The sequence below is a fragment of the Streptomyces sp. NPDC127084 genome, from assembly GCF_042724175.1.
GTDB lineage: Bacteria > Actinomycetota > Actinomycetes > Streptomycetales > Streptomycetaceae > Streptomyces.
Genome location: NZ_JBHXFA010000043.1, coordinates 22,310 through 35,455, shown reverse-complemented (window position 1 = coordinate 35,455; position 13,146 = coordinate 22,310). Strand labels below are relative to the sequence as shown.

6 protein-coding genes and 1 pseudogene are annotated in these 13,146 nt (G+C 72.4%); 4 read left to right on the top strand and 3 right to left on the bottom strand.

What is annotated here, in order from left to right; genetic code table 11:
* Positions 1–888: pseudogene (locus tag ACFWI9_RS13170) on the bottom strand (S8 family serine peptidase); the annotation flags it as partial.
* Between the two features lie 175 nt (positions 889–1,063).
* Between ACFWI9_RS13170 and ACFWI9_RS13165 the strand changes: the two are divergent.
* The gene (locus tag ACFWI9_RS13165; RefSeq protein ID WP_387161425.1) at positions 1,064–4,387 is read left to right on the top strand and encodes a right-handed parallel beta-helix repeat-containing protein; all 3,324 of its coding nucleotides are present in this window, start codon (positions 1,064–1,066) and stop codon (positions 4,385–4,387) included.
* A 288-nt stretch (positions 4,388–4,675) separates the two neighbouring features.
* On the opposite strand, the gene ACFWI9_RS13160 is transcribed toward ACFWI9_RS13165, so the two are convergent.
* Positions 4,676–5,971, bottom strand: coding sequence for a ricin-type beta-trefoil lectin domain protein (locus tag ACFWI9_RS13160; protein WP_387161423.1), 1,296 nt, complete (start codon positions 5,969–5,971; stop codon positions 4,676–4,678).
* Positions 5,972–6,463: 492 nt separating this feature from the next.
* Between ACFWI9_RS13160 and ACFWI9_RS13155 the strand changes: the two genes are divergently transcribed.
* Positions 6,464–7,903: an SWIM zinc finger family protein gene (locus ACFWI9_RS13155; RefSeq protein WP_387161421.1), complete on the top strand. Its 1,440-nt coding sequence runs from the start codon at positions 6,464–6,466 to the stop codon at positions 7,901–7,903.
* Entirely contained in the window at positions 7,900–10,539 is a 2,640-nt protein-coding gene (locus ACFWI9_RS13150) for a DUF6493 family protein (protein ID WP_387161419.1), read from the top strand. The genes ACFWI9_RS13155 and ACFWI9_RS13150 overlap by 4 nt, the downstream gene beginning before the upstream one ends.
* A 438-nt stretch (positions 10,540–10,977) precedes the next feature.
* Here ACFWI9_RS13150 and ACFWI9_RS13145 read toward each other — a convergent pair whose 3' ends face one another.
* A complete protein-coding gene (locus tag ACFWI9_RS13145) occupies positions 10,978–11,943 on the bottom strand; it encodes an NADP-dependent oxidoreductase (protein ID WP_387161417.1) in 966 nt (321 codons plus the stop codon).
* Positions 11,944–12,070: 127 nt separating this feature from the next.
* Here ACFWI9_RS13145 and ACFWI9_RS13140 point away from each other — a divergent pair, with 127 nt between their 5' ends.
* The gene (locus ACFWI9_RS13140) at positions 12,071–13,126 is read left to right on the top strand and encodes a GlxA family transcriptional regulator (RefSeq protein ID WP_387161451.1); all 1,056 of its coding nucleotides are present in this window, start codon (positions 12,071–12,073) and stop codon (positions 13,124–13,126) included.
* The last annotated feature ends 20 nt before the right edge of the window (positions 13,127–13,146 follow it).

The window sequence follows — 13,146 nt, the reverse complement described above, 5'->3', positions numbered from 1 at the left end:
CCGGACGAGGGCCGCGGCGCCCGCCACGTGGGCGGCCGCCAGGGAGGAACCGGAACCCAGGTAATGCCCGGTGCCCTTCGGCCCGTTCCCGACGACCGCGACGCCGGGGGCCGCGAGGTCCGCAGAAAGAGCCGTGGGCGCTCCTTCAGGACGGCCGCCGCCGGAGCCGTAGTCCATCACCGCGAGCACATCAGGCACCGCGGCGGGCCAGTACCAGAGCGGCGCGGCCTTGTCCTGCCCCGCCGAGTCCCGTGCAGCCGCGTCCGGGGCGAACGGGGCGACCACCAAGGCGTCCCGTTCGGTGGCGTAGGCCACCGCGGCGGTCAGCTCCTCCTTGCCCGCGGGCAGAGCCCGAGCGACGTAGACCACCTGCGCGCCCGCGGCCGCGGCCGTCCTGATGCCGTCGGCGAGCAGATCCGGGTCGGTGGCGCCGCGTTCCTCGGTGCCCCGCACCGCGAGGATCCGCGCCGCCGGGGCCACGCCTGCGGGGCCGACGCCCTCGGCTCGCGCCGCGGCGATCAGCCCGGCGGCGAAACTGCCGTGTCCGACGCAGTCACCGTCCGCGTTCCCGGCGGTCTGCACCCGTCCGGCCAGGGCCGGGATCGAGGTGCCGACTCCGGTGTCCACCACCGCCACGGTCACCCCGGCGCCCTGGGACTGCTGCCAGGCCCGGGGAAGTCCGAGGGCGCGAACGGTCCACGGTTCACGCTCGGCGGACCGTCCGGACGACGCGGCGCAGGCCTCGTCAGCGGCCAACTCAGAGCGCATGACCGGTAGTTCCACCGGGTCGGAAGCGGCCAGGGCGGGGCCGGCACCGGCGAAGAGCAGGGGGAAGGTGGCTATCAGGGCTGCCGCAGCCGCACGTGCGGAGGTGGGGTCGCGTCGCATGGCGCGCATCCTATGGTGCCCGCCGGAGCGGAACGAAGGGCACCCGGTTCACAACGCGCCAGTGAACTCCGTTGACCCCGCTGGAAGATGACGTAGTAGCTCACGTAGCCTGCATCCGTCGCGTCCCGACGTCCCTCAGGGCCGAACAGTGGCGCCGGAGCGAGGAGGATCAAGCTTGTCACGGCAGTTGCTCACGGTCTGCCCGGAGCAGCCGGAAAGTTTCCGGACCATCGGTGAGGCGCTGGCTCAGGCGCGCAGCGGCGCGGTCGTCCGGGTACGGCCCGGACGCTACCCGGAGAACCTGACCGTCCGGACCCGGGTCACGATCGTCGCCGAGGGCGAACGCGGCAGCGTCGAGATCTGCCCCCGCCGCGGCAGCGCCGTGGTGCTGGTCGCCGACGCGGTCATGCTCACCGACCTCACACTGCGCGGCGGTGCCGAAGACGTACCGGTGGTCGACGCGGCGCGCGGGCAGGTCGCCATGGACGGCTGCACCGTCGTCGGCAGGGGCTGGACCGCCCTGTTGGCCCGGGAGTCGGGCTCGCTGGCCATGCGGGGCTGCCGGGTCAGCAACCCGGACGGTGCCGGCATCGTGGACACCACGGACACCGGCAGTGTGATCTCCGACTGTGTGATCGAGAACCTGGCCACCACCGCCGTCGTGATCAGCGCGAACGGCCGCACCACGGTGCGGGAGTGCCGTATCCGCGACGCCCGCGCCAACGGGGTGCTCGCCAACGGCGAGGCCCAAGGCGTCATCGAGGACTGCGACATCTCCGGCACCGGGAAGCCCGCCATCGCATTGGAGGGCGACAGCAGCACCCGGGTGCAGCGCGTACGAGTGCACGACGCGGCGGTCGGTGTGTACGTCACCAGCAGCTCGCGTCCGGTGCTGGAGCAGGTGACGGTCAGCGACACGGCCGGTCCCGGTTTCGTGCTGGCGTCGGGAGCCGACCCGGAGGTGCTGCGCTGCCGTACGTCGCGCACCACGGGCAACGGACTAGCCGTCACGGAGCGTTCGCGCGGCACCTTCCGCGAGTGCGAGTTCGACACCGCCGGCGGGTCGGCGATCCGGGTGACCGGCTCCAGCACACCGGCTCTGACCGACACCACGGTGCGTGACTGCGCGGACCGGACGGGCGCCGTGGTGCTGGATGAGGAGTCGGCCGCCGAATTCGACCGGCTGGAGATAGCCGACCCAGCCGGCGTCGGCATCCTGATCCGCGGGGGCGGCAACCCGCTGGTCCGCCGCGCCCGGGTCACCAAGTCCGGTGGGCACGGCGTGGAGGTCGCGGACGACGGCCGAGGGCGGCTGGAGAACTGCGAGATCGAGAACGCCGGCGCGGCCGGCATCCGGGTGTCCGGCGGTGGCAACCCGCACCTGCGGGACACCACCGTGCTCGGCGCGGACGACGCCGGGATCCGGATCGGCGCGGAGGGTCTGGGCACGGTCCGCGACTGCCGGGTGCACGCCTCGGGCGCCTCCGGCATCGCCGTGGACAAGGGGGGTGAGCTGTCGGTGCTGCGCACCGAGGTGACCGACTCCGGGGCACACGGTGTGATGGCAGTGGACGGGGCCCGGCTGACCCTCAACGCCTGTGTGATCAAAGGAAGTATGGGCGACGGCGTGCGGATCGACAGCGTCGAGCAGATCACTGCGGCGGGCTGCACCGTGCGGGAGAACCAGGGCGCGGGACTGAAGCAGACCCGCGGCAGCGACCGGTTCACGGTGGAGGACCTGACCAGCGCGGACAACGGCGCTCCCGACGTCTGGGGAGCGGACGTCGCCGGCACCGTACCGGCGGGCGAGCCGGGTGGCCGGGGCGGGTCCGCGAAGGCCGCACCGTCGGGGCCGCTGGATGAGCTGGACTCGCTGATCGGCCTGGCCGATGTGAAGCACCAGGTCCGCACACTGGTCAACCTCAACCAGCTGGCGCAGCGCCGTGCCCGGCTCGGCATGCCCGTACCGCCGATGAGCCGTCATCTGGTCTTCTCCGGTCCGCCCGGCACCGGCAAGACCACCGTCGCCCGGCTCTACGGCGGCATCCTCGCCGAGTTGGGTGTGCTGGGCTCTGGGCACCTGGTCGAGGTATCCCGGGCCGACCTCGTCGCCCAGGTCATCGGCGGCACGGCGATCAAGACGACGGCGGCGTTCAACGAGGCACTGGGCGGTGTGCTGTTCCTGGACGAGGCGTACACCCTGCTGTCTGACGGCAAGGGCAGTGGCGCGGACTTCGGCCGTGAGGCAATCGACACCCTGCTGAAGCTGATGGAGGACCACCGCGAAGAAGTGGTGGTGATCGCCGCGGGATACACCGACGAGATGTCCGCCTTCCTCAACTCCAACCCCGGCCTGGCCTCCCGCTTCACGCGCACCATCGAGTTCGCCAACTACACAGCAGAGGAACTCGTCACGATCACCGAGCGGATGTGCGAAGCCCACCGCTACGAGCTGGACCCGCGCACTCTGGACGCCCTCGCCGGGCACTACGGCCGGATGGAGCGGGGCGCGACGTTCGGCAACGGCCGGGCCGCGCGCCGGGTGTTCGAGGAGATGGTGGACCGGCAGGCGTTCCGTCTCGGCTCGATGGTGGAACCGGCCGAAGCAGATCTGTCGCTGCTGCTGCCCGCGGACGTCGGCACCGAGTCCGGCGACGCGACCCAGGGGGCGGGCAGTTCCGAGGAACTGCTCGCCAAGCTCGACGCCATGGTCGGTCTCGGGGCCGTCAAGCGCGAGGTGACCGATCTGGTGAACCTGCTGGCCACCACCCGGCAGCGGCAGGCGGCCGGACTGCCCACCCCGAAAATCAGCCAGCACCTGATCTTCTCCGGCCCGCCCGGCACCGGCAAGACGACCGTCGCCCGCCTCTATGCCGAGCTGCTGCACTCCCTGGGGGTGCTGCCCAAGGGGCAGCTCGTGGAGGTTGCCCGCGCGGACCTCGTGGGCCGGTACGTCGGTCACACCGCGCAGATCACCAAGGAGGTGTTCGAACGGGCCCTGGGTGGTGTCCTGTTCATCGACGAGGCCTACACCCTCACGCCCGAGGGGTCGACGTCCGACTTCGGCCGGGAGGCGGTGGAGACGCTGCTGAAGCTCATGGAGGACCACCGCGACGAGATCGTGGTGATCGCCGCCGGATACACCGCCGAGATGCAACGGTTCCTGGACTCCAACCCCGGCCTGACCTCGCGGTTCACCCGCACCGTGGAGTTCGAGAACTACACGACCGAGGAACTGGTCGGGATCATCACGGCACAGGCCGCCGACTCCGGCTACGACTGCCCGCCGGAGACCGTCGAGGCGCTGGGCCGGTACGTGGCCGCCATCCCGCGCGACCGCGCCTTCGGCAACGCCCGCACCGGGCGGCGGCTGGTGGAGGCGATGATGACCCGACAGGCCCGGCGGATCGGCGCGCTGGCCGCGCCAGGCCTGGACGACCTGCGGCTGCTGCTCCCCGAGGACCTGCCGGCGGACGGCCCCGACGGGGCAGCGCGCTGAGACGGCCGCCGTGGGCAGGGGGCAGCGTATACCGCTCTCGCCCGGAGGACGGCGGTGGTGCCGAGGGCCCGCGGTGCCGAGCCCCACGGGTGGCGACCGTCAACCGCCAGCGGCGACGGACCGCGCGGCCCTCGATGAGTGGTCCGGGCCGCGCCCCGGGGAGCCGTTGGGGGCACCTGGTACGTCCCACGTGCCCCCGAGCGGCTCAGCTGGACCTGGGCACGGCGTGCGCCTCGGCGGCGTCGCCGCAGGGGCCGCCGAGCGGCCTCTCCCAGGGGTGCCGCGACCTCAATGGTCGATCCACTGGACCCACTGCTGGTTGTCGGCGCCGTGGCACGGCCACACGATGACCGGGGTGCCTTCCGTCTTCCCGAGGTTGTAGACGTCCACACACTTCGAGCTGAACTGCGACACCAGGATGTTGGTGGTCTTGTTCAGATGGAACTGCTGCCCTCGGCTGCCGTTGCACCTGGCTATCTCCACCGCCGACCCGCTGGCCGACGAAGTCGCGCTCATGCACAGTCCCTTGGCCCGGGCGGTGCCGTCCGGCAGGAACTCCCAGCGCTGCTCGTCTTGGCCGTTGCACTTCGCAATCCGCAGCTGGCTGCCGGCGGAAGAGGGATTCAGGCACATCCCGGCGTTCACCCCGATCAGGAAGTAGCCGGCCTTCGACGAGCGCTTGCCGTTTCCCTCATCGCTCTTGGGAGGAGTGCTCGCCGACGGCGACTTCCCGGGGGTGGTCTTGGGCTTGCTGCTGGGTGCCGCCGACTTGGCAACCCCGGCGGCCTTGCCCGGGGACTCCTTCGTCGCCGGCTTGGAAGCAGAGACGGACGGCGAGGCCGCACCCTTTGCCGGCGGGGTCTTGGGGGTGTAATCGCCCGGAGCGGACGGGGGTGCCGCTCCGAGCACGGTGTCGTCGGAAGGCCCTGCGGCAGCGGTGTTCTTCGCCGAGGGTGCGTCGCGGTCGTCCTGCGCCAGGACCACCAGGGGGACGGTGGTCAGGAGTGCGCCGACGATCACCGCAGCCGCGAGTATCGGCTTCTTGGGGCGTCCCGGCTCGGGTTCCGCCACCGCGGCACCGGACGACGGCCCTCCCGAGGAACCGGAGAGTGCCTGTGCCCCGGCGCCTTCGGCGGCGGACCCGGAGCCGGGGCCTGACGCGGCGGCAGGGTCCGGTCCGGGAACGGGGTCCGCGCCGGGGGCGAGAGCGGACCCCGCAGCGGCGGCTCGGCCGGAAGCGCTGTCCGATCCGTCCCGCCGGACACCGCTCGGTGCCGACGCCGCAGCCTGCTGGGACCGGCCGACTCCCCCGCTCCCCGCTGTCGCCTCGGCGGCCTCGTCCGTTGCCGTGTCCTGGCCGGTCGCCTGGGAGGAGGCCTCTTGTGTCGCGCTGGCGGCAGCGACGACCGCGGCCGCGCCGGCACTCGCACCTGAAGGCTCCTGCCGACCGGCGGGGGCGAGTTCCTCTCCTGCCTGGCAGGCGACGGTGGGCAACGCGACCGCCTGGCGCACCTTGGGTGCGCCGGGACCGGTCGCCTGGGGCGATGCGGCAGCCGGTCGGGCTCCGTTGTTCTGAGGTGGCATCCGTACTCCGTTGTCGGCTTGTGGGGGATGCGTACGTGGTGCTCAGCGGCTCAGGTGACGGGAAGCCGGTAGGAACCACCGCTGTCGGGGTGCGCAACCGATTCGTCGTCGCGTCTCCCATCCGGCTCCCGCCCCTCCGCGGCTCGACGCCTCCATGGGCCCGTAGGGCCCATGGACCGCGTTGCGGACGCGTAGGCCGAAGCGTAGCCAACGAAGTGACAGGTCCAGACCAGTGGGTGGGAACCGACTGGTTTCATGTGCGGGTGCCCTCGGAAGGCGGCTGGGACCAAGGATGCCCAACAACCTCGACATCCGACCGCGATTTGAGGTTCTTCAGCGCTTGGCAGGGCGTGAATTCGCGTGACCGCTCACCCTGCACGGCACAACGAACATGGGCAATGGGGCAACGGGACAGGGGAATTCGGGCAAGGATGGGTGAACGCACGGCAGGCGGCAGAAGTGTTGTCAGTGGCGGCGTCTAGCGTGGGAAGCATGACGCGGGTACTGCACACGTATGCCTATCTCCGCCCCTCAGCGGTGCACCATGACGCGGAGGGCGGCACACTCAGTCTCCAGACTTCCGGAGGCGTCACACCGGTGGGGCCGGAGGCCCATCCGAGCTTCTTCCGAGGATTTCTGACGCACCCTCAGGTCAGCGCGGCCGCTCTGCTGTGCGTCGCGGACGTCGCCGCCGCCCGCTACCACCGGCCGCTGCCCCCCGTATCGCTCGACCCGGTGGTCACCGGGAACGGGGACCGGCTGCGGTTCGAGTCGTTCTCCGGCTGCTGCGGGGTGTACGCGCGACTCGACATGATGGGCGACGCCCTCGACGGCGGCGGCATCGGACACGGCACGACCAACGTCGATGTGAACCTCCCGCTCCGGGAAGCGCTGACCCGCGTGGGCCCGGCCGATCCGCTGCACATGCGGGTCGGGCCCGACGAACTTGCCGTCACCACCTTCGACGGCCCGGTGATCGAGAAGAAGGTGCCGCTACCCGACCGCTGGCTGCGCGGATTCGCCGAAACGCAGGTGATCGCCTCGGAGTTCGACCCGCGCGTGGAGCTCACCGCGACCGAGGCCGTGCGCTTCCTGCGGTCGCTGCCGCGTCCGGGACCCGCCCGCGGCGCGTCGCGCGGAGCACGCTGGGTGGTCCCTGCGGGACGGTCACTGCGCGCCACCACCCGGCCCGTCCCCGGAGCGGTGTGCCTGCCGGGCCCGGAGCGGCTCGCCACGCTGGCCCGGGTGCTGCGCCACGCGACAGGCCTGCGGATCCACGGTCCGGCCGTCACGACGGGCAGCGGCCCCGTGGCGAGCGTGTGGGAGGTGCGGCTCCCCGGGATGCGCCTCAGCCTCACACTGTCCCCGGACACCGCACGGGGCTTCTCCGGTGAGGGCGGTGTCCTGGACGGCCTGGCGGCGCAGGAGTCGGCAGCGGACGCCGAGTCGGTGTCGGTACTGCTCGCCTGGGATCCCGCCGTCGACATCGCCGACCTGGCCGCGCAGTCCGGACTCACCGGGCGGCGCGTACGAGCGGCGCTCACCCGGCTCGCCACGGCCGGGCGTATCGGCTACGACGTGGCGGAGGCGGCGTACTTCCACCGGGAGCTGCCGTACGACAGCGGGTCGGCGGAGCGTCACAACCCCCGGCTGCGCGCCGCCCACGCCTTGGTCGAGGCGGGCGCGGTACGCCTCGACGGTGAGCTGGCCACGGTCACCGCCGACGATCATGTCCACCGGGTCAGGTCCGCCGAAGGACGTCTGAGCTGTACCTGCCGCTGGTGGGCCGAATACCGCGGCGGCCGCGGACCGTGCAAGCACGCCCTCGCCGTCCGCATAGTCCGCCGGACGGCGTCAGACCGTACGGCAGCACATCCCCCGTCCACCACCGCCGGGAACTCTCCCGTCACGTCCACCGGAGCAGACCGATGAGCGAGACCGTCACCTACGTCATCCCGGACGGGGCCACCAATGGCATGCGTGAGCTGTTGCACGCCGTGCGCGAGGGCCGTGAAACGGCCGTCCCCGAGCTCGTCGGCGCCCTCACCGACGCCGAGCGGCGCATGTCCCTGCCGGTGCTCAAGTCGTGGCGCGCGACCGCGCGAACCACCTGGGACCACGGGCACTGGGCCGTACGCACGGCTCTGCGGCTCGCCGGTGCGGGGTGCGACACCGGCGCGGCGGCCGTGGTGCAGTGGCTCGCCAACGGCGATCTGCGCCTCTTCAGCGACGATCCCTCGCTGGTCCTGAAGACTCTGGGTGACCGCGACCCCGCGTGGCTGGCTCAGGTGGCGCACCGGCTGGCGGAGCGCCGCACCGTCGCGGGGGAGGAGTACCCGCTGATCGCGCTGCTGGTGCACCAAGCGGGCTGTGAACCTCCCACGACAGACGGCTTCGTCATCGGCTGGGAGCGCAGCAAGATGCTCGCCGGAATGACGATCAGGGAGCGGCTCCGGGACGACCCGTTCCTGAGACTGCTGGTCCCCCGGCTCTTCGAAGTGCCGGAGGCCGGCTCGGACTTCCTGTTCAGCCGGGAGGACGATCCCGGATGGCCCGACGCGCTCGCCGGGCTCGCCGACGAGGGACTGCTGAGCCGCGAGATGCTGATCGACGGCTGTCTCTCGCGTCTGACGCGCGGGGGCCGACTCGGCCTGGTGAGGGGCTTCCTCGCCCTGCTGACCGCCCTGGACCTGTCAGAGGAGGAGCAGGCGGCACACCTGCTCACCTGGGTACGTATGATGCCCGACGCCCATGCGCTGGTGGCGGCGCGTGCCCAGGAGGTGCTGGCCGGGCTGGACGAGGCGGGCCGCGTGGAGAGCGAGCATCTGATCGAGGCTTCCCGGGCCGCCCTGTTCCGCCCCGAGAAGAAGATCGTGCGGGCCCAGCTGGCCATGCTGGACAGGGCGATGAAGCGTGAGCGCTCACGCACGGACGAGCTGCTTCCCGTGGTCGCCGAAGCGTTCGGCCACGAGGAGCACAGCCTCCAGGAGCGGGCTCTCGCCCTGGTCGTCCGTCACCGCAGGCACGCGAGCGCCGCCGTCTTGGCCAAGCTCGCGGCGAGCGCCGCGCAGCTCGGCCCCGACCTGCGCGGACGCGCGGCTGAGGTGTTCGGCGACGCCGTCGCGGCCGAAGACGCCGATGCCCCGGCCGCCGAGAACGACACGCTGCCGCCGGTGCCGAGCGCCGAGCGGCTCAAGTCGGCAACGCCGAGCGCCGCCGAACTCGCCGAGGATACCGGTGCGCTGCTGCGCAGGGGTGGGCCTCCCGCGCGGTGGGAACACGTCCTGAACGGCCTGGTGGTTCACGCCCACAACGACCTGGCGGGGCTACGTGCCGCCCTGGAACCGGTCGCGGCCCAGCGGACCCTGGAGTGGCAGGTCGACTATCTGAAGCAGGGGCTCGCGATCGTCGTCATGTCGATCATGGGCACGCCCTTGGGGAACGTGAGCGTCGCCCGCGATCATTTCGGGCCCCAGTGCCCGGACTTGGCCCTCAGGTCGGCCCCCCTCGTCCGCGCGGCCGAGATCGGGACCCGGCTGGGCACTGACCCGTTGCCGTTCCTGCTGTCCACGCCCACCTGGTCGACGGGGACCATCGAAGCGTCGGAGCTGGTGGCGCGGCTCGCCGCGTACGAGCGCACCGGTACCGAACCCGGCCAGGCCGACTTCTCCCAGGCCCTGTTGCGACTCGACCGGCGGGTACCGTCCGAGGCACGGGCGGCTGCCGCGGTGCTCACGTCCCCCGCGGGGCTGCGGCTCGCCGACTGGCTCGCCTCGGAAGGACTGCCCGACCCCGCCGTCTGGCGCGACATCGAGCCACTGAGACCGAGGACGCCCCGCCCGGGGGTGCTGGTCCGCACCGAGGCTCTGCGAGGGCGCGAGGACCATCCCGAGCCGTTCCGCTCCCTCCTCGGGGCCTTCGACCCCGTCGGGAGTCCATGCCGGTGCGGGAGCGGTTGGGAGTGCTCCCCGCACACCTTGGCCATCCTGCCCCAGCACCGGGAGGTCGTCGCGGCGCGGATGCTGGCGCCCTTCGGAAGCCTGGCCGAGTCCGACGCCGTCGGTGTGTACACCCCGGTGCTGCCCACGCTGGCCGAGTCGGGCGGACCCGCCGGGCCCGCGACCCATCTCCTCGTGGCGTACGGCCTGGGAGCACGGCGCACGGATGAGCAGTTGTACGCCGTGGACGCGATGCTCGTGCTGGCCGCTCGCGGACAACTCGACGCGGCCCGGCTCAGCCGGGACATCGCCGATCTGATCAGCCTGCGCCGGCTCAAGCTCCAGCGTGTCGTGGCGGCGCTGCGCGAAGCGGTGCGCTCCGGCGCCTACGCCACGGTGTGGGCGGTGCTCGCGGCTGCTCTCCCCCTCCTGCTGAAGGACGGAGCGACAAGAACACACGGCCTCCCAGCCATGCTCACGATCGCCGCCGAATGCGCGGAGCGGTGCGGCGCGGCAGAGGCGATACCGGAGATCGACGAGCTGGCGGCACGCTCTGGCTCGTCACAACTGGTCAAACAGGCGCGGCGTATCAGGAAAGCGACCGGAATGCCGCCGATGGAGCGTCACTGAGACGTCCCCGGTCCTCGTGGGGGCCGCCGCGGGAGCGGCATGGCGCTGGGGCGCGGCCCGGGTACGGGTGATCGAGATGTCACGGCGTCTCCTGCCGCCTGCCGTCAGAGGGCGCCGCGACCGCTGACGCCCCCATGGCATGCGACGGAACCCGACGGCTTCGCAGACGCCCTCACTGTGGGCATCGCTGCGGCCGAACCGGTCACCGCGGCGAAGGCGGGGGGCGGCAGCCAGCCGTCGCAGCCTGCCGAAGAGGCCGCGTGACGTGGCCGAGCGCATACGGGCTCCCATGGCCACGTGCACCGCAGGTCCGCAGGCCGGGCCTCCGGGCGCGCCGGGCCGGTGCCTGGACCGGCCCGGGGTCCTGAGCCCGGCGCGCACCCGGCGTTTGCCGGACTCCGCCGCCCGGCACCAGGCGTCGCGGGCTCAGACCGGCACTCAGCCCTCCCGTACCGTCAGCACGATCTTGCCCCGGGTGCGCCCTGTCTCGCCCAGACGGTGGGCGTCGGCGGCGCGCTCCAGGGGGAAGGTGCTCTCCACCAGCGGACGCAGCCGCCCTTCCGCGGCCAGTGCGGCGATGGCCCGCATGCCGGTGGAGTCGGGTTCCACCAGGGTGAAGCCGGAGCGGCTGCTCCTCGGGTCGTCCGCCACAGCAGCGGGGACCTCGTCGGGGGACGGCAGTGTGACGAGGGTGCCGCCGTCGCGCAGCACGTGCAGGGAGCGGGGGCCGTAGTCGCCGCCGATCGCGTCGATGACCACATCCACGGTGCCTCCACCCAGCGCTTCCGCGAAGTCCTGACGGGTGTAGTCGATGAGCTCGTGCGCGCCCAGCTCCTTGAGCAGAGCGTGCTTCTCCTCGCGGGCCGTACCGATGACATACGCGCCGCGCGCCGCCGCGATCTGCACGGCGAGGTGGCCGACCCCGCCCGACGCCGCATGGATCAGCACCCGCTGCCCCTCGGCCAGCCCGGCCGTCTCGACCAGCGCCTGCCAGGCGGTCAGCCCGGCCAGCGGCAGTGCCGCCGCCTCGATGTGGCTGAGCGACGCGGGCTTGGGGGCGAAGTGGCGGGCCGGGGCGGTGACGAACTCGGCGTAGCCGCCGGCCTGGCGCGGGAACTCGGGCATACCGAAGACCTCGTCGCCCGGCTGGAACAGAGTGACGCCGAGACCGACGGCCTCCACGACACCCGAGACGTCGTAGCCCAGCACCGGCGGCTCACCGTGCATGCCGAACCCGCCCGTGGCCCGGGTCTTCCAGTCGATCGGGTTGACGCCCGCCGCGTGCACCCTGACCAGGATCTCCGTCGGACCCGGGACCGGCCGCTCGATGGTCACGGCGGTGAGCACCTCGGGCCCGCCCCAGGAGGCCGGGCTGATCGCGCGCATCGTCGTGGTGTCGTTCATGGGAAGTCTCTCCGTTCGCTCACGTTCGCCCGGTGCTCCGAGCGGTACGCCACCACCATCGGCGCTGGCAGCCTGATCCTGAACTGGCCTGATGGCCATGATGTGACAGAATCTGGCCATGGCCACGATGGAGCAGCAGGGCGAGTGGAATGCGTACGAGGGCTGTGTGGTGCCACCGGGACCCGACCCGCACCGAGTCGCGGTCCTCGCCCTCGACGGGGTGATGACCTTCGAGCTCGGCATCCCGGCGCGGATCTTCGGGAGCGCCCGGTCGGCGGACGGCACTGCGCTGTACGAAGTGCTGGTCTGCACCCCGGACGGGCGCCCGGTCCGTACCGAGGCGGGCTTCTCCATCGATGTGGAGCACGGTCCCGAGGCGCTGGAACGCGCGGACACGGTGATCGTCGCACCGACCCACCTGCTGGGCACCATCGGCACGGACGGGACACTCCCGGAGCCGCTGGCCGGCGCCCTGGCGCGGATCAGGCCGGGCACGCGGACGGTGTCCATCTGCACCGGCGCGTTCGTGCTGGCGGCGACCGGGCTGCTGGACGGGCGCCCGGCCACGACCCACTGGGCCGAGGCCCAGCACTTCCGGAGGCTGTTCCCCCGGGTGCGATTCGACGAGGACGTGCTCTTCGTCGACGACGGCGAGCTGCTGACCTCGGCGGGGGCCGCGGCGGGCGTCGACGTGTGCCTGCATCTGGTGCGGCGCGACCACGGCAGCGCACTCGCGAACCAGGTGGCGCGGCGTTGCATCGTGCCGCCGTGGCGGGACGGCGGCCAGGCGCAGTACATCGAGCGGCCGGTACCCGCCCCGACGACGGCCACGACGGCGCCCACCCGGGCCTGGGCGCTGGAGCGGCTGCACCGGCCTCTGACGCTCACCGAGTTGGCGGGCCATGCCCGGATGAGCGTAAGGACGTTCACCCGGCGGTTCCGCGACGAGGCGGGGGTGACCCCTGGCCAGTGGCTCACCGCCCAACGGGTCGAGATCGCCAAGCAGCTGCTGGAGACCAGCGATCTGTCCATCGACCTGGTCGCCGACCGCGCGGGCTTCGGCAGCGCGAACTCGCTGCGCCAGCACATGCGGGAGCTGGTGGGAGTCTCACCGGCCGCCTACCGGCGCACGTTCCACGCCGCGGCGACGGGCCCGGGCGGGGCCGCGATGCGGACCACCTGAGCCGCCCGGCCCGTTCACCG